Origin of the sequence: Janthinobacterium sp. HH102, assembly GCF_001758625.2 — a bacterium.
Taxonomy (GTDB): domain Bacteria; phylum Pseudomonadota; class Gammaproteobacteria; order Burkholderiales; family Burkholderiaceae_D; genus Janthinobacterium.
This window is the reverse complement of sequence record NZ_CP062062.1, coordinates 2,210,315-2,228,111: the sequence shown is the minus strand read 5'-3', so window position 1 is coordinate 2,228,111 and position 17,797 is coordinate 2,210,315. Positions and strand designations below refer to the sequence as shown.

Annotated in this window: 18 protein-coding genes; 6 read left to right on the top strand and 12 right to left on the bottom strand. The window is 63.6% G+C overall.

The window, feature by feature from the left end; genetic code table 11:
• Positions 1-241 precede the first annotated feature (241 nt).
• Positions 242-619, top strand: coding sequence for a cytochrome c (locus tag JAB4_RS10155; protein ID WP_070300305.1), 378 nt, complete (start codon positions 242-244; stop codon positions 617-619).
• Between the two features lie 44 nt (positions 620-663).
• On the opposite strand, the gene JAB4_RS10150 is transcribed toward JAB4_RS10155, so the two are convergent.
• A complete protein-coding gene (locus tag JAB4_RS10150) occupies positions 664-1,578 on the bottom strand; it encodes a LysR family transcriptional regulator (RefSeq protein WP_070224893.1) in 915 nt (304 codons plus the stop codon).
• Between the two features lie 226 nt (positions 1,579-1,804).
• On the opposite strand from JAB4_RS10150, the gene JAB4_RS10145 reads away from it, so the two are divergent.
• The gene (locus JAB4_RS10145; protein ID WP_070224892.1) at positions 1,805-2,818 is read left to right on the top strand and encodes a zinc-binding alcohol dehydrogenase family protein; all 1,014 of its coding nucleotides are present in this window, start codon (positions 1,805-1,807) and stop codon (positions 2,816-2,818) included.
• A gap of 2 nt (positions 2,819-2,820) precedes the next feature.
• Here JAB4_RS10145 and JAB4_RS10140 read toward each other — a convergent pair whose 3' ends face one another.
• Positions 2,821-4,089 (bottom strand): glycerate kinase, encoded by a 1,269-nt coding sequence (locus JAB4_RS10140; RefSeq protein ID WP_070224891.1) that lies wholly within the window; start codon positions 4,087-4,089, stop codon positions 2,821-2,823.
• A gap of 90 nt (positions 4,090-4,179) precedes the next feature.
• On the opposite strand from JAB4_RS10140, the gene JAB4_RS10135 reads away from it, so the two are divergent.
• Complete coding sequence (locus tag JAB4_RS10135) at positions 4,180-4,533, top strand: YnfA family protein (protein WP_070224890.1); 354 nt, start codon at positions 4,180-4,182, stop codon at positions 4,531-4,533.
• Here JAB4_RS10135 and JAB4_RS10130 read toward each other — a convergent pair whose 3' ends face one another.
• Both JAB4_RS10130 and JAB4_RS10125 read right to left on the bottom strand, forming a co-directional pair.
• A complete protein-coding gene (locus tag JAB4_RS10130; protein WP_070224889.1) occupies positions 4,534-4,935 on the bottom strand; it encodes a TerB family tellurite resistance protein in 402 nt (133 codons plus the stop codon).
• A 70-nt stretch (positions 4,936-5,005) separates the two neighbouring features.
• The gene (locus tag JAB4_RS10125) at positions 5,006-5,968 is read right to left on the bottom strand and encodes a TerC family protein (protein WP_070224888.1); all 963 of its coding nucleotides are present in this window, start codon (positions 5,966-5,968) and stop codon (positions 5,006-5,008) included.
• 160 nt (positions 5,969-6,128) lie between these two features.
• On the opposite strand from JAB4_RS10125, the gene nhaR reads away from it, so the two are divergent.
• Positions 6,129-7,028, top strand: a complete 900-nt coding sequence (gene nhaR, locus JAB4_RS10120) for a transcriptional activator NhaR (protein WP_070224887.1) — start codon at positions 6,129-6,131, stop codon at positions 7,026-7,028.
• Between the two features lie 115 nt (positions 7,029-7,143).
• Complete coding sequence (locus tag JAB4_RS10115) at positions 7,144-8,478, top strand: chloride channel protein (RefSeq protein ID WP_070224886.1); 1,335 nt, start codon at positions 7,144-7,146, stop codon at positions 8,476-8,478.
• Here JAB4_RS10115 and JAB4_RS10110 read toward each other — a convergent pair.
• The 6 genes from JAB4_RS10110 to JAB4_RS10085 form a co-directional block, all read right to left on the bottom strand.
• Entirely contained in the window at positions 8,468-8,962 is a 495-nt protein-coding gene (locus JAB4_RS10110; RefSeq protein WP_070224885.1) for a MarR family winged helix-turn-helix transcriptional regulator, read from the bottom strand. The genes JAB4_RS10115 and JAB4_RS10110 overlap by 11 nt on opposite strands.
• Before the next feature lie 79 nt (positions 8,963-9,041).
• Complete coding sequence (locus tag JAB4_RS10105) at positions 9,042-9,860, bottom strand: toxin-antitoxin system YwqK family antitoxin (RefSeq protein ID WP_139143789.1); 819 nt, start codon at positions 9,858-9,860, stop codon at positions 9,042-9,044.
• 9 nt (positions 9,861-9,869) lie between these two features.
• Positions 9,870-10,997: a toxin-antitoxin system YwqK family antitoxin gene (locus JAB4_RS10100; RefSeq protein ID WP_070224883.1), complete on the bottom strand. Its 1,128-nt coding sequence runs from the start codon at positions 10,995-10,997 to the stop codon at positions 9,870-9,872.
• 159 nt (positions 10,998-11,156) lie between these two features.
• Positions 11,157-12,992: a lipid A export permease/ATP-binding protein MsbA gene (msbA, locus tag JAB4_RS10095; protein ID WP_070224882.1), complete on the bottom strand. Its 1,836-nt coding sequence runs from the start codon at positions 12,990-12,992 to the stop codon at positions 11,157-11,159.
• 107 nt (positions 12,993-13,099) lie between these two features.
• Entirely contained in the window at positions 13,100-13,483 is a 384-nt protein-coding gene (locus JAB4_RS10090; RefSeq protein WP_070224881.1) for a hypothetical protein, read from the bottom strand.
• Positions 13,484-13,528: 45 nt separating this feature from the next.
• Positions 13,529-14,491 carry a Dyp-type peroxidase gene (locus tag JAB4_RS10085; protein ID WP_175444813.1) on the bottom strand — a complete coding sequence of 321 codons (963 nt, stop codon included), beginning with the start codon at positions 14,489-14,491 and terminating at the stop codon, positions 13,529-13,531.
• Positions 14,492-14,646: 155 nt separating this feature from the next.
• Between JAB4_RS10085 and JAB4_RS10080 the strand changes: the two genes are divergently transcribed.
• Positions 14,647-16,071, top strand: coding sequence for a PLP-dependent aminotransferase family protein (locus tag JAB4_RS10080; RefSeq protein ID WP_070224879.1), 1,425 nt, complete (start codon positions 14,647-14,649; stop codon positions 16,069-16,071).
• Positions 16,072-16,201: 130 nt separating this feature from the next.
• On the opposite strand, the gene moaA is transcribed toward JAB4_RS10080, so the two are convergent.
• Both moaA and JAB4_RS10070 read right to left on the bottom strand, forming a co-directional pair.
• Complete coding sequence (moaA, locus tag JAB4_RS10075) at positions 16,202-17,284, bottom strand: GTP 3',8-cyclase MoaA (protein ID WP_070224878.1); 1,083 nt, start codon at positions 17,282-17,284, stop codon at positions 16,202-16,204.
• 104 nt (positions 17,285-17,388) lie between these two features.
• Entirely contained in the window at positions 17,389-17,664 is a 276-nt protein-coding gene (locus JAB4_RS10070; protein ID WP_070224877.1) for a helix-turn-helix domain-containing protein, read from the bottom strand.
• Positions 17,665-17,797 lie beyond the last annotated feature (133 nt).

Here is a 17,797-nt window from a genome sequence, read left to right as displayed (position 1 = left end):
TCAAGCGGTTTCAACCAGAATGCCTGAGGGTACGCCCAGGTTGACCCGCGCATGATTGCCATTTGCAACGAGTTGTAATCAAGCGGGCGTGTTCGCCAGCCGATCGCGCGCGGGCGCGGGCACGTGAGCAATGAACAATCTCGGATAAAATGTTATCGAGAGAATGGCGTACTGCAATGGCAGCTCCGTATTTTCTCTTAAACCAGACATTATCCATACAATACGTCCACATTAAAAAGAAATGAAAATATTATTTATCTCCGCATTGGGAATCTTATCGTTCATTCAAACGCCCTTATCCTTCGCCGAGAATCTGAATGGAAAAACCCTGTATGTGCAGCGATGTGCCGTGTGCCACGGAGCAGAGATCAAGGGAACCGGGCCATTGGCGAATAAAAGCAATCCCCCTACACCGGATCTGACAACGGCCGCTTTTAAAAAACGCCTGAAGGATTATCCGGGTGTGATCGTATCGTCGGTCATACTGCGCCCGAATGGCGATTTAATTCCAAAGACCTTGAAAGAGAATGGCGTCAAGATCGCGCCATACGCCTGGCGGGTAAAGGATTTTCGCGATTTGAATCAATACATGAGTGATGTGATTTTCAAAAACCGCTGATCTTGAAATCCGCGGAGTACACCTCGCGCAGGAATCATCCGCAATTAATCATGCTGTTTCAATAACTCCGCACACTTGTCGCGCAGGAAATCGCGCAGCTGCAGCACCAGCGGCGTCACCTGCGCCCGGTGCATGCAGACCAGGTGCAGGGGCGTGGCCTCGCCCGCCACGTCGGGCAACAGCGCTTGCAGGCGGCCGGTGGCCAGGTCGCCAGCCACGTCGAGCCGCGATTTGTAGGCGATGCCCAGGCCCGCCACGGCCCAGCGGCGCACGAGGTCGGCGTCGTCGGCGCTGCGGTTGCCGCTGACGGCAATCGTCACCTGCTCGCGCTGGGGCAGGCGGTAAAAAGTCCAGCGGTCGTGCAAGCCGTCTTCCAGTGCGAAGCGCAGGCAATTGCGCTGCGACAAGTCTTGCAGCGCCAGCAAGGGGCCATGCTCGCGCAGGTAGCCGGGCGAGGCCACCAGCACTCTGTCGTTGGCGGGCGCGATGGGCATGGCGACCATGCTCGAATCATCCTGCTGGCCATAGCGCAGGGCAATGTCGACTTGCTGACGCACCATGTCGGCCACCCGGTCGCTGACGCTGAGCTGGTAGTGCAGTTTCGGATGGCGCGCCTGGAATGCGTCCAGCCAGCCCAGCATCAGGTTGCGGCCCAGGTCGGAAGGCATGGCAATTTTCAAGGTTCCGCCGAAACTGTCCTTGCCGGTCAGCAGTGCGTCGTGGCCCGCGCGCAGCAGGCGCAGGGCTTCACGCGCATGCTCCAGGTATTGCGTGCCTTCCGGCGTCAGGCTCAGCGAACGGGTCGTGCGGGCCAGCAGGCGCAAGCCCAATTCCCCTTCCAGGCGCTTGACGGCGGCGCTGGCCAGCGCGGGCGAGATGCCGATCTCGCGCGCGGCCGCCGACAAACTGCCCCGATCAGCCGTGCGGACAAACACCTGCAAGTCATCGAGTCGCAACAATTTTCAGCATTCCTTTGAAAGTGTTTCGGTACGCGCCCTCTTTTTCGCTGGCGAGAAAATGGCCATGATACGTCATCAAGCCTGTATGGCGTAGGTCGGATGAGGTCCAAAGGACCGTAATCCGACAACATTGTTGGCGTGGCCGATGGTGGTGTCGGATTACGCGCGGTACAGCCGCGCTAATCCGACCTACCCGACTCCATCACTGTTTTACCAAAGGAAGAATATGAAAGCCATCGCCTACCACCACAGCCTGCCCATCACGGATGCCGACGCCCTGCTCGACATCGAGCTGCCCGTGCCCGCCGCCACCGGACGCGACCTGCTCGTCGCCGTCAAGGCCATTTCCGTCAATCCCGTCGACACCAAGGTGCGCCAGAACCGCGCGCCGAAAGACGGCCAGCCGGAAGTGCTGGGCTGGGATGCGGCCGGCGTCGTCACGGCCGTCGGCCCCGACGTCACCCTGTTCCAGGTGGGCGACAAGGTCTGGTACGCGGGCGCCATCAACCGCGCCGGCAGCAACAGCGAATTCCAGCTCGTCGACGAGCGCATCGTCGGCCACATGCCGGCCAGCCTCGATTTCGCCCCGGCCGCCGCCCTGCCGCTCACGGCGATTACGGCGTGGGAATTGCTGTTCGACCGCCTGCAGCTCAGCCGCGACAAGAGCCTGACCGGCAAGTCGCTGCTCGTGATCGGCGCAGCGGGCGGCGTCGGCTCCGTGCTGGTGCAACTGGCGCGGCAGTTGACGGGCGTCACCATCATCGGCACGGCCTCGCGCGCGGAAACGGCCGACTGGGTCAAGCAACTGGGCGCCCACCACGTGATCGACCACAGCCTGCCGCTGGCCGCCGAAATCACGCGCCTCGGTTTACCGCCCGTCGATTACGTGATCAGCCTGAACCAGACCGACAAGCATTTCGAGCAGATCGTCGAACTGATCGCGCCGCAGGGCAAATTCGCCCTGATCGACGACCCCGAGCACATCGACGTGCGCAAGTTCAAGGGCAAGAGCGTGTCCTTGCACTGGGAACTGATGTTTACCCGTTCGCTGTTCCAGACGCCGGACATGGTCCAGCAGCACGCCTTGCTCGAGGAACTGGCGCAGCTGGTGGACGCCGGTATTATCAAGACCACCGTGGCCGAGCGCTTCGGCACGATCAACGCGGCAAATTTGAAGCGCGCGCATGCCCTGCTGGAAAGCAATACGGCCAAAGGCAAGATCGTCCTTGAAGGGTTCTAAACTCAGGTAATCAGAATGGCCCGGAAATCATTGACATTCGTCAATGTCGGGCCCGTGATCACACTATCTCCCAGCGCCTGGAAGAAGCCGTGTCCATCGTTGTTGTCGAGGCTATCGCGGGGCTTGATGCCCTGCGCCCAGGCACGCTGCAGGGTGTCGGGCGCGAGATAAGCGCCGGCGATGTCTTCCTGGCCGTCGACGCCATCCGTGTCGCCCGCCAGCGCGTGGATGCCCTCGTGTCCGTCCAGCGCGATGCCCAGCGCCAGCAAAAATTCCACGTTGCGTCCGCCGCGGCCCTTGCCGCGCACGGTGACCGTCGTTTCGCCCCCCGACAGCAGCACGCACGGGGCGGGAAACGGCTGGCCCCGCATCGCCGTTTGCAGCGCGATGCCGGCCATGACTTTGCCCACGTCGCGCGCCTCGCCTTCCAGGCTGTCGCCCAATATATACGGCGTGACGCCGGCCGCGCGCGCCACGGCGGCCGCCGCCTCGAGCGCCATCTGCGGCGTGGCGACCAGGGTCGTGCGCGTGCGCGTCAGCCGTGGGTCACCGGGTTTCACGGATTCGCCGCGCCCGCTTTCCAGCGTTTTTCTTATGCTGTCCGGCAAGTCCATGCCATAGCGGCGCACGATGGCCAGCGCGTCCTCGCACGTCGTCGCGTCGCCCACCGTGGGGCCGGACGCGATATCGCCGAGCTTATCGCCAGGCACGTCGGAGATGGCCAGAGTGATGACTTGCGCCGGATGGCAGGCGGCCGCCAGCCGGCCGCCCTTGATGGCGGACAAATGGCGGCGCACGCAATTCATTTCGCCGATGGTGGCGCCCGACGCCAGCAGCGCGCGGTTCAAGGCTTGCTTGTCTTCCAGGGTGATGCCGTCCAGGGGCAAGGCCAGCAGCGACGAGCCGCCGCCCGAGATCAGGCACAGCACCGTGTCGTCCGCCTGCAGATTGCCCACCAGGTCCAGCATGCGCCGCGCGGCCGCCATGCCGGCCGCATCCGGCACAGGATGCGACGCTTCCACGATCTCGATGCGTTCACAGGGCACGGCATAGCCGTAGCGCGTGACGACGAGGCCCGACAGCGGCCCCGGCCAGTGCCGCTCCACAGCTTGCGCCATGGCGGCCGACGCCTTGCCGGCGCCGATGACGATCAAGCGTCCCCTGGGCGCGGGCGGCAGATGGGGCGGTATGCAGTGCGATGGCTGCGCCGCCTCGACGGCGGCGTGGAACATGGCTTGCAGCAAGGCGCGCGGCGCGGGGGGCGTCGTCATGGTGTTCTCCTCGGGTATCCGAACCCGATCATAGCAGGGACGGCGCTGCCCGGAGACTACAATGGCGGCTTGATCACGAACAGGAATGCAATGAACGACGCCATCGAATGGACCAGTCTTGCCCGCACTTTCGGGCTGTTTACCGTCACGGCCGTGGCCGAACTGCTGGGCTGCTACCTGCCCATGCTGTGGTTGAGCAACAAGGGCAGCGCCTGGCTGCTGTTGCCGGCCGCCCTCAGCCTGCTGGTCTTCGTGTGGCTGCTGACCCTGCATCCGGCCGCCAGCGGCAGGGTCTACGCCACGTATGGAGCCGTCTACATCGCCACGGCGCTGGGATGGCTGTGGCTGGTGGACGGCGTCACGCCCGCCTGGACGGATGTGACGGGCGTGGGCCTGGCCCTGGCCGGCGCCGCCGTGATTGCCATGGGGCACAAGGCGACGTAATTACGCCGCGTGCTGGCGGAAATTCGTTTCCGCAGACCACGCCGCGCTGGCGCGGGCCAGCAGTACGGCTTCGCCATCGGCCAGCCAGTCGTCCGCGTCGGCAATCTTCCACATGGCTTGCAGCAGCTTGCGGCGCAAGTCCGGGTCCGTGATTTCATCGAGCAGGCTGTCGATCACGCCATGGGCCAGCTGCACAGCGCCATGCACGGTCGACGTCAGCATGTCGTCGCACAAGTCTTGCAACAGCTGTTGAAAAGCGGCCGGCGCCAGGTCGATATGTTCGAGGATCTTGCTGCGGTGCATGGCTTGCAGCTCGGCGCTGGCTAGGTTGCCGTCGACCACCATCATCAGGGCCAGGATACGTCCCGCTGCCTGGGGACTGTTCGCTTCATAGGTACGCATGATTTCATTCTTTCATTGTGATTGATCAAAAGACGCGCCACCGCCTTGCGGGGCGCGCCGTACTGCTGTGTTACTTTTTGTCGCTGCGGGTGATGAATACGCTCGCCACGCAGCTCGACACGATCAGCACCGCCACCACCAGCAGCGACGCTTCCACCGGCACGTGGTACCACGGCATGATCAGCATCTTGGCGCCGATAAACACGAGTACCATCGCCAGGCCATACTTGAGCATGTGGAAGCGGTCAGCCACGTCCACCAGCAGGAAGTACAAGGCGCGCAAGCCCATGATGGCGAACAGGTTCGACGTGAAGACGATGAACGGGTCCGTCGTGATGGCGAAGATCGCCGGGATCGAGTCGACCGCGAACACCAGGTCCGTCACCTCGATCAGGATCAGCACGAGGAACAGCGGCGTGACATAGCGCAAACCGCCCTTGGCCACGAAGAAACGTTCGCCGTGGTCGCCGTCCGCTACCCGCAAGTGGCGGCGGGCAAAGCGCAGCACAGGATTGTTCGCCACGTCCGGTTCCGCATCGGCCGCCACCAGCATGCGCATACCGGTAATCAACAGGAAGGCGCCGAACAGGTACAGCACCCAGCTGAACTCGCTCACCACCCAGGCGCCGGCCATGATCATCACGGCGCGCATCACGATCGCGCCCAGCACGCCGTAGATCAGCACGCGGCGCTGGTACTGGATCGGCACCTGGAAGGCGCTGAAGATCAGCAGGAAGACGAAGACGTTATCGACCGACAGGGCTTTCTCGATCAGGTAGCCGGAGAAAAACTCCAGCGCCTTCTGGTTGGCGATCTCGGGACCGGCCGTGCCGTTCAGATACCACCACAGGCCGCCGTTGAACAGCAGGGCCAGGCTGACCCACACGAGCGACCACGTCGCCGCTTCCTTGACACTGACCTTGTGCGCCTTGTTGCCGCCGAAGACGAACAGGTCCAGCGCCAGCATCAGCAGGACGAATACGATGAAGCCGGCCCACATGGGTGCCGTTGCAATACTCTCCAGGCCGTTCATCGGCGGCCTCCGCAACTGTCTGTGTCTATCCTGATGCCCATGGCACTCTCCTTGCATGAATTGAGCAGTCATCATAGGCTGAATATAAACATCGAACAAATCGAATATAATTTACGAATACATCGAAAAATTCGATGCATTAATTTTGCCGGGAACAAACATGTCCACACTCAACTTCAAGCACTTGCGCTATTTCTGGATGGTGGCCAAGACGGGCAGCATCGCGCGCGCGGCCGAGCAGCTGCACCTGACGCCGCAATCGATTTCCGGCCAGCTCAGCGACTTTGCCGACACCCTGGGCGTGGAACTGTTCCGCCGCAGCGGGCGCAAGCTGGAATTGACGGAGACGGGCCGGCGCATCCTCAGCCATGCGGAAGAGATTTTCAGCACGGGCGACGAATTGCTGGAAATCGTGCGCGACCAGTCGCGCACGGCGACGACCACGTTTCGCGTGGGCTGCGCCGATTCCGTATCGAAACTGATCGCCTGCCGCCTGGTCGAACCGGCGCTGGGCCTGGCCGAACCGCTGCGCATGATCTGCCGCGAAGGCCGGCTGGCCAGCCTGCTGGCGGATCTGGCCGTGCACCGGCTGGACCTGATCATCGCCGACCGCCCCATGCCGTCCCACTTGAGCGTGCGCGGCTACAACCACCTGCTGGGCGAAAGCGGCATGACCCTGTTCGGCACGCCGGCGCTGGCCGCCACGCTGGAAGGCGGCTTTCCGCTATGCCTGAACCGCGCGCCGCTGCTGCTGCCGGGCGAGGATTTCGCCATCTATGGCCGCCTGCTGCAATGGCTGGGCGACAACCACCTGCACCCGCGCATCGTGGGCGAGTTCGACGACAGCGCCATGATGCAAGCCTTCGGCCAGTCCGGCGCCGGCCTGTTCTTCGCCCCCACCGTGATCGCGCCCCAGGTATGCGAACAGCATGGCGTGGTGGCGCTGGGCCGGGTCGACAGCCTCGTCGAGCAGGTGTATGCGATCACCACGGAACGCCGCCTGAGCCACCCGGCCACCGTCGCCATCAGCCAGAGCGCGCGGCGCGAACTGTTCGTGTAGTAGTTCCACAACTGAAGTTCCACAATTAAAACCCCGTAAATACATTTGAGCAAATACATCTATATAATGGCAAGCCTCCCCGACGCCCTGCGCGCCCCTTCCAGGACTTGCCGCAATGAAGCACTTGCACGACATCCCCTCTGCCTTCAAGCATGAATTTGCCAACCCGCGCCTGTGGTGGTCGCGTGCCGTCGTCGTCGGCATGGCCGCCGTCGCGGGCCTCGTCGTCGTGGGCTTTACGTGGCTGGCGGAAACAGCGCTCGATTGTTTTCTCTTTTTTAACGGCAAGGCCTGGTGGTTCGCCCTGCTGTGGACACCGGCCTGCGCCGCCCTGCTCGTCTGGCTGACGCGCCGCTACGCCATGGGCGCGGCCGGCTCCGGCATCCCGCAAGTGATGGCCACGCTGGATCCGGCCGTGGCACCGGAGCAGCGCTCGCTGTTCGTGTCCCTGAAACTCAGTGCCGCGAAGATAGTCCTGACGGCGGGCGGCTTGCTGGGCGGCTTGTCGCTGGGGCGCGAAGGGCCGTCCGTGCAGATCGCCGCCGGCGTGATGCTGGCCGCGCGCCGCTGGCTGCCGCGCCATTCGCAGGTGAGCGCCCATTCGCTGCTGGTGGCGGGCGGCGCGGCCGGCATCGCGGCCGCCTTCAACACGCCGCTGGCGGGCGTCATGTTTGCCATCGAGGAATTGTCACGCTCGCCCGAGCAGCGCAACAGCGGCCTCATCGTCGCCGGCATCGTGCTGGCCGGCATGATGGCCGTCTCGATCCACGGCAACGCCACCCATTTCGGCATCATCCACCCCGGCCCCATCGGCCTGGCGCTGGCCCTGCCAGGTTTACTCGTCACCCTCGTGGCGGGCGTGGCCGGCGGCCTGTTTGCGCGGCTACTGCTGGCGTCCGCCCGGGGCAATCCGCTGGGAAAATTATCGGCGTGGAGAACCAGCCGGCCAGTGCTGTTTGCCGCCGTCTGCGGTTTGCTGGTGGCGGCCATCGGCATCGCCAGCCACGGCGCCACGTTCGGCAGCGGCACCGTGGCCACGCGCGCCATGCTCGAAGGCGCGTCCGACGTGGCGCCCGCCTTTGTTGCCTTCAAATATGTGGCGACGTGGCTGACCGTGTGGTCGGGCGTGCCGGCCGGCATCTTTGCACCATCCTTGGCCATCGGCGCCGGGATCGGGCATGACATTGCGCAATTGCTGCACTACCCGCATGCGCCCGCGCTGATCGCGCTGGGCATGGTGGGATTCCTGGCCGCCGCCACGCAGGCGCCGCTGACGGCGTTCATCATCGTCATGGAAATGGTCGACGGCCACGGCATGGTGCTGAGCCTGATGGCCTGCGCCGTGGTGGCCAGCACCGTCTCGCGCGTGCTCAGCGAACCGCTGTACGGGGCGCTGGCGCAGCTGCAGCTGCAACGGCTGCCGCAGGCCAGCCGGGACACTACATCGTAAACGGAAACGGCTGCATGCCCGCCTGCCTGTCATCGGGGGCGACGACGGCCAGCAAGGCGTTCAAGCCCTGGTTCAGGTGCGCCAGGCTGTCGGGGTCCAGCTGGGCCAGCGCACTGGGCAGCAAGCCGCGCGCCGGCTGCGGCGCGCCGGCGATCACGGCTTGCCCTTCCGCCGTCAGGGTGAGCGTAACGACGCGCTGGTCGGGCTGGTCGCGCGCCTTGCGCACATAGGTTTTTTTCACCAGCGCCTCGACCAGGTTGCTGGCCGTCGTCTGGTGTATCGACATCTTGCCGGCCAGCTCGCCCATGCGCAGGCCCGGCCGCTCCAGCAATTCCTGCATCACCCACAGTTGCGCGCCAGACACGCCGCATTGCTTCTCGATCTGCGCCGAGTGCCGCTGCGCCGCGCGCATGACGACGCGCATGTTTTGCAAGGCCATGCCCTGCGCCCGGGCCACCGCCGAAATGTCCGCTTCCACCACCATTGCCTCCGTTATCGTACCGGCTGCGCGCCTGCTGGCGGGCCGGAATCCCTGCATGATACCTGCAAAGGCGGGGGGATTCCTAGCGCATGGGGACTGGCTCTCCAGCTTGCCAAGCCTGCTCCAGCACCAGCTTGCCAGCCTGGTCCCACTGGCGCTCGATGCCCTGTTTCTTGTCATGTTCATACGGCACGACCTGCTGCGGGCTGCCGTCCGCGTACCAGGTCTGCAGCAAGCCATGGCGCTGGCCGTCGCGCATGGGCGTGACACTGGCGCGCACGCCGTTGTCATGCCATTGCGTCACGTCGCCCTGCTCGCGCCCTTGGGCATCCTGCTGCCAGGCAATAGTCGGCTGGCCATTGCTGCCCCACTTCTGCATGCTCAGCAGCTTGCCCTTGCGGTACAGCGCTCTCTGCGCCAGCTGACCATTGTCATGGCTATCGAACGACCAGCCGTCGGGCTCACCATGGCGCCACGTCGTGCTGGCGAGTACCTTGCCGTCGGGCGCCAAGGTGACGGCCTCGCCATCCTGCTCGTCATGGATGAAATGGCTGCGCTGGAACAGCTTGCCGTCGGCGTAAAACACTTGCTGCAGCCCATGCATCCTGCCGCCCTTCAGGAAGGCGCGGCTGCTCACCTTGCCATTCGGGCCATACGACACATACTCGCCATCGGCCATTTGCTGGCCGTGGTAGCGGATGCGGTTCATCAGCTGGCCATTCTCATGGTAAGACTCGACAATACGGTCGCGTCCGTTCGGCAGCCGGGTCACCTTTTGCTTGAGCTGGCCGTTGTCATAGAACGACGTGCCGCGAGCCGGCGCCTGCGCCTGCGCCGCCAGCGGCAGCACCGTCATGAGCGCTGCCAGCAGCGCCAGGCGCATTTTCTGTGCATACCGCATGCCGCCCCCCTACTGCGCGGCCACCGGCTGGCCATCGTGCCACGCCTGCTCCAGCACCAGCTTGCCCGTCTTGTCCCACTGGCGCTCGATGCCGTGCTTCTTGCCGTGTTCGTACGGCACGATCTGCCGCAGGCTGCCGTCGCTGTACCAGGTCTGCAGCAAGCCGTGGCGCTGGCCTTCGACAAACGGCGTCACGCTGGCGCGCACGCCGTTGGCATGCCAGTCGGTCGTGTCGCCATGGTCGCGCCCCTGCGCGTCTTTTTGCCACGCAAACACGGGCCGGCCATTCGGGGCCCACGTTTGCAAGCTGAGCACGGCACCTTTATGGTACAGCGTCTTGTTCGACACGACGCCATTGCCATGGCTTTCAAACGACCAGCCGTCGGGCTGGCCGTGCACCCAGACGGTCCGGGCCAGCACCTTGCCGTCCTCGGCAAGCATGACAAACTCGCCCTCGCGCTGGCCATCGACGTGCCGTCCCCTTCGGAACAGCTTGCCATCCGGATAAAACGATTCCTCCACGCCATCCATCTGGCCATTGCGGCGATACGAGCGGTTGCTGACGGCGCCATTCGCGCCATACGACACGTGCTCGCCATCGGCCATCTCGTCGCCGTGGTACAGCGTGCGGCTCATCAATTGGCCGTTCTTGTGATACGTTTCCGAGATGCTGTCGCGCCCGTTCGGCAGCGGCGTGACCTTCTGCTGGATCTGGCCATTCTCGAAGTACACGCAGCCGCCCAGCAGCTCCTCGCCCTGGGCATTGAAATAGGTTTCCCGTAACAGCTGGCCATTCTCGTAGTAATACTTGCGAAACTTTACGAACCTGATCTGACTCAGGTCCAGATCCGTGGCATAGGTTTCAAAGGCCAGCACGCCCGGCGTGTCGGGAAATTCGAGCCGCACATGCCAGGCGCCCAACGCCTCGTCGCGCACGGGCGGCGTGCGCAGCGCATACACGGCGCGGCGCTGGTTGCTGGGCATGAAATTTTCATCCAGATACATGGTGTGGTCTTCCTCCTGCAAGGTTGGCGTTGGCATTTGCCCTTCGGGCTGTTCCTGAGCCGCCAATGGCAGGGCTGCGCCCATGCCCAGCGCGGCGGCCAGCAGCCAGCGCATCGTCTGTTGATTCTTCATGTTGCTCCATTGTTCATGTTGCTTTGCGGCCACTATCATAAAGGCAAGCGCCGTTCGCCATGGGCACGATTGCCGCCCCAACAATAAAAAACCGGGACCAGACCTGCTGGTCCGGCCCCGGTCCGGGGACATGCGCTGGCGCGGCAAGCGTGCCACACATCAGCCCATGCCATCCTTGACAGGCGACAACTGGCTCGCATGCAGCCGTGCATACGCGCCGCCCTGCTGCAGCAAGGCGGCATGGCTGCCCGACTCGACCAGGCGGCCGCCCTGCATGACGACGATGCGGTCGGCGCTTTCGATGGTGGATAAGCGGTGGGCGATGACGATGGTGGTGCGGTTGCGCATCAGCACTTCCAGCGCCGCCTGCACGGAGCGCTCCGACTCCGTGTCCAGCGCGCTGGTCGCTTCATCGAGCAGCAGGATCGGCGCATCCTTGTACAGGGCGCGGGCGATGGCCAGGCGCTGGCGTTGCCCGCCCGACAGGCGCGAACCGTTCTGGCCCGCCTGGGTCGCGTAGCCTTGCGGCAGCTGCATGATGAAGTCGTGCGCATACGCGGCGCGCGCCGACGCTTCGATGCGGGCCATGTCCGGCGCCGGGTCGCCATACGCGATATTCGCCGCCATCGTGTCGTTGAAAAGGATCACGTCCTGGCTGACGAGAGCGAACTGGCGCCGCAGGGCCAGCAAGGCGTAGTCGCGCACGTCGACGCCGTCGAGCAGTATCCGGCCGCCGCTGACGTCATAGAAGCGCGGCAGCAAGCCCAGCAAGGTCGTCTTGCCGCCGCCCGAGCCGCCCACCAGGGCCACCGTTTCGCCGGCGCGGATGTCGAGCGTGATATCGCTCAAGGCCGTGGGCGCATCGGGATCGTCGCTGTTGTAGCGGAAGTGCACGTTCTGCAGAGACAGATTGCCTTGCACGGTGGCCGGGGCGATGGTGCCCGGGTCCGGTTCCAGCGGCGTGTCGATCAAACCGAAGACGGACTCGGCCGCAGCCAGGCCCCGCTGCAGCGGCTCATTGATCTTGGTCAGGTTCTTGATCGGCGACTGCATGGCCATCAGCGCGCCCATGAAGGCAACAAAAGCGCCCGGCGTGATGGCGCCGCTTTGCGCTCGCAGCATGGCGAAATAAATCACGGACGACAGGGTAATGCCGACGAGCATCATGATGAAGCCGGAATTCATGGCCGAGGTGGCCGCGTGCTTGACGGCCAGCTGGCGGTTGCGCTTGACGACGTTGCCGAAGCGCGCCTGTTCATAGTCCTGCCCGCCGAAGATTTTCACCACGCGCTGGCCGCCGATGCTTTCATCGAGCACGGATGTCAGCTCGCCCACGGCTTGCTGCGAACTCTTGCTCAGGTGGCGCATGCGCCGTCCCGCCAAGGTCACGACGATGGCGACGATGGGCATCGAGGCCATGCAGAACAGGGCCAGTTTCACGTCGATGCTGAACAATAAAATCAGGTAGCCGACGGTGGCGACGGAATCGCGCACCATCACGTTGAGCACGTTCAAGCCCGCCTGCGACACCTGGCTGGCGTCGAAGGCCACGCGCGACTGCGTCAGGCTGGTGGTGGTGGTATCGAAGAAGCGGCTGGGCAGGCGCATGATGGTGGCGAACATCTTTTCGCGCAAATCGGCCTGCACCCGGCTCGATAGCCAGACGGAACCGTAATCGCCGGCAAAGCTCGACACCATGCGCAGCACGGCCAGGCCCAGGATGGTGGCGGGAATCACCCACAGATCCACCTGTCCCGCCTGTGCCGGCAAGAAACGGTCGACCCAGCCCTGCAGCATGCCCATCACGCCGGACGCGGGCGCGACCTGCGTGCTGGCCGTCGTGCGCATGGCGTCGACGACGTTTTGCAACTGGCGGATTAACAACACATCGGTGGCGGACGCCACGCCCACGGCCAGCAAAGTGGCGGCAACGATGGCGCCATAGCGGCGAAACTGGCCGGCCAGGCGGAAGAACAGGAGGCGACTTTGCTGCATGCAGGAGAGAAAAGTAAGGGTAAAACGTGATTCTAACCGCTGCCAGACTCACCTATGAGAAAGTCGTCACCTTGCCGGCGCAGGACCGGCAAGGAAAACACGGACGATCAGCTCTTCGCCACTTTCCACGCGGCTGTGCCAGCCTTGCAGACTTTCAGCTTGAGGGTCTGTTCCTGGCCCTTGGCGTTCAAGCCCACCTGCACCTTGCGGCAGGTTTGCGCATCCGTCTTTTCCGTATCGCTGGCCGTGATGTCGGCGGCGATGCGCACGGAATTGCGCAAGCCTTCATTGCTCCATTGCACGGTTTCGCCATCCTTCTTGTCGTTGAGCACGTCGGTGACGGCTTTCACGAAGACGGGCTTGTCGTTCTTGTTCAGGTAAGCCATCGGCGTATCGGCCAGGAAACCCAGGCCGACGGCGGAAGCGGAAGCGCTGAAGACGGCGCTGCCCAGTATCAAGGTGGACAGCAGTGTGGCGGGACGAATACGCATGGAAAACTCCTAGTTAAGTAAAAATAGGGACCGCCGGGGCGGCCCTTAGCCGGGATCCGCCGGCGAAACACCCACGGCCAGCAAGGCGTCGATGCTGGGCACGAAATAGATCGCCGACGACAGCGCCGTGGAAAAATCCAGCAGCCTGTCCGTCTTGGTGACGCCATCATAGCCTACGCCGTACATTTGCCGCAGCATGCCCATGGTCACCGTGATGTCCTTGCAGAAACCGACAAACATGACGCCCGCCTCGGTCGCATTGGCGTAATTGGCATTGCGGCGCACGATGTCGACTTCCTCGCCATCGCGGATAAACTGGTTGCGGCCCACGTGGGAATCGACGGGCAGCGGCGACAATTCATGGCTGCCGGCCTTGGTGCGGCCCCACACCTGCTCCGCCGCGTGCACGGGCAAGGCGCGCAGGCGCTCCACGTCCATGCGCCATTTCTGCAGCAACACGGTGGAGCCGCCCGCGCCCGCCTCACCGTCCGGGATGATGGCCACGCCGTTGGCGCGGAACGGATTCGGATTCGCGACGCCGTCGGCAAAGCCGTCGAAGGTCACGTTATTGTGATACGGAAAACACACCTGCTCGCTGGCCAGCTCGGCGTAAGGGCTCAGCAAGGTGAGCGTCGTGCGCATGCTGTCGTACAGGGTGGCCGCGTTCGACTGCGTGATCCAGACCCAGAAATCGTGCTGGGTGGCCGGCGCCGTCTTGCCATTGGCGCCCACCAGGTCTTGCGCGAACGATGCCATGTTGTCGGGCACGCAGCCGGGGCAAGCGGCGCGCCACAGCTCGGGCTTGAATCCCAGCACCACATTGGCCGTGCCGCCTGTTAACTGATGGTGGCGGTTCAGGGTTGGATCCAGGATGCCCGTGACCTCGGATTCCCACAGTTTTCCCAACACCCTGAACAGCTGCTCCGGTTCAACGCCGGCCTTCACATTGAACTGCAAATGCACTTCGTCGCGCGCGACGACAGACAGCATGCTTTGTGGAATTGCCATGACAGATGTTCCTCTTTTAGTTTTCTCTATGGATATTAAACCAGAAGTGCAGCCTGGTAGTTTCATTTAGGCAACATGCGATAACTGTAACTATAGGTCGTCATAAATTGAACGATAATGCAATGACGTAGAGCAAGATTCAAGAATGGATACCAATGAAATTGTATGAAAAGCTCGTCAGCGACATCGAGCAACTGGTGACCAAGGGCGTGCTCTTGCCCGGCGAACGCATACCCTCCGTGCGCCAGACCAGCCAGCAGCACAAGCTGAGCATCACCACGGTGCTGCGCGCCTACGTCAAGCTGGAAAGCATGGGCGTGATCGAAAGCCGGCCCCAGTCCGGCTACTTCGTGCGGCCTCGCGCCGACGGCGATGCACAGCCGGCCGACCTGTGCATGCAAGCCTCCCAGCCGAGCACCGTGCCTGCCGAAGTGCACGTCAGCCGCCTGGTGCTGTCGACCCTGCGCTCGATCGGCTTGCACGACGCCATCCCGCTGGGCTCGCCCTACCCCGACCCTTCGCTGTTTCCCTGGGAACGCATCAATCAGTATGCGGGCGCCGTGGCGCGCCGCAACCGCGAGTGGAACATGACGGACGACCTGCCGCCGGGCAACCCGCAGCTGATCCGCGAAATCGCCCGCCGCTACATGGAAAACGGCCTGGCCGTCGATCCCGACGAAATCATCGTCACCGTGGGCGCCACGGAAGCGATCAACCTGTGCCTGCAAGCCGTGGCCCGGCCGGGCGACACCATCGCCGTCGAGTCGCCCACCTTCTATGCCATGCTGATGGCCGTCGAACGGCTGGGCATGAAGGTGGTGGAAATCTCCACCGATCCGTACGACGGCATCAGCATCGAAGCGCTGGCCGACATCATGGCCCGGCAACCGATCGCCGCCGTCATGGTGATGCCGAACTTCCAGAATCCCCTGGGCTTCCAGATGTCCGACCAGCGCAAGCGCGCGCTGTATCAGCTGCTGGAACAGCACGACGTGCCCGCCATCGAAAACGGGGTCTACAACGAACTGTATTACGGCGACGCCCACCCGTCCTCGCTCAAGTCCTACGACCGCAAGGGCCTGGTGCTGCACTGTTCCTCGTTTTCCAAGAGCCTCAGCTCGGCCCAGCGTGTGGGCTGGGCGCTGGCCGGGCGCTACCGGGGCAAGGTGGAGGAACTCAAATTCCTCAACACCCTGGCCACGTCCTCGTTTCCGCAACTGGCCATCGCCGAATACCTGCAAAACGATGGCTACGAACAGCATCTGCGCCGCACCCGCAAGGCCTACGCCCAGCAGGCGCGCATCATGGCGGCCGCCGTGCTGCGCTTCTTTCCTGCTGGCACCAAAGTCTCGCAACCGCAGGGCGGCTACGTGCTGTGGGTGGAGTTGCCCGGCAACGTGGATTCGATGCAGCTGTACCGGCGCGCGCTGGAATGCCGGATCACGGTGGGCCCGGGGCGCATGTTTTCCGTCAGCCAGGCTTACAAGCATTGCATCCGCCTCAACTACAGCTATCCGTGGAGCGTGGAGGTCGAGCAAGCCATTATTCTGCTCGGTAAACTCATCACCGAATTCTTGTAATAACACCGATCAAAACCTACTGCGCGTCGTAATTTGCGGTCTGCGATGCTCACTGTACCTTCGTACAGTTGCGCTTCTCAACCACAACTTACTTCCGCTCGCTACGGTTTTGCTAGGCGTTCTAAACCAGTTATCCGCCCACCAGCGACATGCGCACGGTGGGATACTGCTTGCGTCCGCCCACCTGGGCCAGTGCGCCGCGCACTTCCGAGTAGCGGTCGCCACGGCGTTGCCAGTGCCGGCGCAGCACGGTTTCCAGCCCTTGCTCGGTATCCAGATGGGGCCGCAGGTCGAGGCCGTCGTGGGCGAACAAACAAGTAAACAGCTTGCCATCGGACGACACGCGCACGCGGCTGCAGTCGCCGCAGAACGGCTGCGACACGCTGGAAATGAAACCCACTTCGCCGCCGCCATCGAGGTAACTGTAGCGGCTGGCCGTCTCGTGCAGGATCGGCTTGCCTTCGCCCAGCGGCACGAGGGGAAATTCTGCCGCGATCAGCGCGCGCGCCGCGTCCGACGTGACGACGTGCGTGCGCGACCAGGCGCCGATGCCGCCCACGTCCATGAATTCGATCAGGCGCAGGATCACGCCCGTGTGGCGGAAATGGCGCGCCAGCGGCACGATCTGGCTGTCGTTGACGCCTTTCTGCACGACCATGTTGACCTTCACGGGATGCAAGCCGACGGCCTGCGCTACCTCAATCCCGTGCAGCACTTTTTCGACGGGAAAGTCGACGCCGTTCATGCGCTGGAAAATGCCATTATCCAGACTGTCGAGGCTGACGGTGACCCGGCCCAGGCCCGCCTCCTTCAGCGAGCGCGCCTTGGCCGCCAGCAAGCTGCCATTCGTCGTCAGCGCGATGCTCACGGCGCGCCCGTCCGGCGTGGTGAGTCTCGCCAGCATCTCGATCAGCTGTTCCAGGTTCTTGCGCAGCAGCGGCTCGCCGCCCGTGATGCGGATTTTATCGACGCCCAGGCGCACGAAGGCGCGCGCCATCGTTTCGATCTGGTCGAAAGACAGGCGCTCGCTCGATGGCAGGAACGGGTAATCGCTGGGGTACAGTTCGGCCGGCATGCAATAGGTGCAGCGGAAGTTGCACTGGTCGATGACGGAAATGCGCAAGTCCGTCAGGGGACGGCCCAGCATGTCCACGCAGGGCGCGATATGGTCTGGCTGCCGGAGCGCCGGCTGCGGAGACAGGATGGTGTTCATTGTGCTTCCCCCTTGATGTGCATTCGTCAGGACGTAGCATAGGGCGAATGGGGCCAGGCCAGGAGGTACAGTCCGGCGCCGGGCGATAGAGTACAGATGCAGCTTTACTCTGCCGGCGGCGGCGCGAACACGCTGGCGCACAGCTGCGCGCCCGCTTCGCTGAGCAGCGCACTGCCGCCACCGCTCTCCGCCGTCGTCACGTTCACCAGTTGCGCGCTGGACAGCGCATTGAGCTGGCGCAACAAAGTGCTCATCTGTATCCCTGCCCGCTTGGCCAACTTGGCCAGCGACCACGGTTTCTCGGGCGCCTCCTGGCGCGCCTCCCACAGCAGCGCCAGCAGCGCTATCAGCGCCGCGTCGACTCCTTCTTCCTGTTGCATAGTGTTCCTCGTTGAAGGCTGGAAATGCGCAATGCACTTCCCTCGTTTGCATCATAAGTCAGCGGCATGGCGGGTGCGATGCAAATCGGCGCATGCCCATCTGTACTCTGTTTTTTTGTCCGGAACTGTGCGC

Excerpts from the sequence above, each read along its gene's own strand:
- JAB4_RS10155 (WP_070300305.1), top strand. The coding sequence starts at position 242 with ATGAAAATATTATTTATCTCCGCATTGGGAATCTTATCGTTCATTCAA.
- JAB4_RS10145 (WP_070224892.1), top strand. The coding sequence starts at position 1,805 with ATGAAAGCCATCGCCTACCACCACAGCCTGCCCATCACGGATGCCGAC.
- JAB4_RS10140 (WP_070224891.1), bottom strand. The coding sequence starts at position 4,089 with ATGACGACGCCCCCCGCGCCGCGCGCCTTGCTGCAAGCCATGTTCCAC.
- JAB4_RS10135 (WP_070224890.1), top strand. The coding sequence starts at position 4,180 with ATGAACGACGCCATCGAATGGACCAGTCTTGCCCGCACTTTCGGGCTG.
- JAB4_RS10130 (WP_070224889.1), bottom strand. The coding sequence starts at position 4,935 with ATGCGTACCTATGAAGCGAACAGTCCCCAGGCAGCGGGACGTATCCTG.
- JAB4_RS10125 (WP_070224888.1), bottom strand. The coding sequence starts at position 5,968 with ATGAACGGCCTGGAGAGTATTGCAACGGCACCCATGTGGGCCGGCTTC.
- nhaR (WP_070224887.1), top strand. The coding sequence starts at position 6,129 with ATGTCCACACTCAACTTCAAGCACTTGCGCTATTTCTGGATGGTGGCC.
- JAB4_RS10115 (WP_070224886.1), top strand. The coding sequence starts at position 7,144 with ATGAAGCACTTGCACGACATCCCCTCTGCCTTCAAGCATGAATTTGCC.
- JAB4_RS10110 (WP_070224885.1), bottom strand. The coding sequence starts at position 8,962 with ATGGTGGTGGAAGCGGACATTTCGGCGGTGGCCCGGGCGCAGGGCATG.
- JAB4_RS10105 (WP_139143789.1), bottom strand. The coding sequence starts at position 9,860 with ATGCGGTATGCACAGAAAATGCGCCTGGCGCTGCTGGCAGCGCTCATG.
- JAB4_RS10100 (WP_070224883.1), bottom strand. The coding sequence starts at position 10,997 with ATGAAGAATCAACAGACGATGCGCTGGCTGCTGGCCGCCGCGCTGGGC.
- msbA (WP_070224882.1), bottom strand. The coding sequence starts at position 12,992 with ATGCAGCAAAGTCGCCTCCTGTTCTTCCGCCTGGCCGGCCAGTTTCGC.
- JAB4_RS10090 (WP_070224881.1), bottom strand. The coding sequence starts at position 13,483 with ATGCGTATTCGTCCCGCCACACTGCTGTCCACCTTGATACTGGGCAGC.
- JAB4_RS10085 (WP_175444813.1), bottom strand. The coding sequence starts at position 14,491 with ATGGCAATTCCACAAAGCATGCTGTCTGTCGTCGCGCGCGACGAAGTG.
- JAB4_RS10080 (WP_070224879.1), top strand. The coding sequence starts at position 14,647 with ATGAAATTGTATGAAAAGCTCGTCAGCGACATCGAGCAACTGGTGACC.
- moaA (WP_070224878.1), bottom strand. The coding sequence starts at position 17,284 with ATGAACACCATCCTGTCTCCGCAGCCGGCGCTCCGGCAGCCAGACCAT.
- JAB4_RS10070 (WP_070224877.1), bottom strand. The coding sequence starts at position 17,664 with ATGCAACAGGAAGAAGGAGTCGACGCGGCGCTGATAGCGCTGCTGGCG.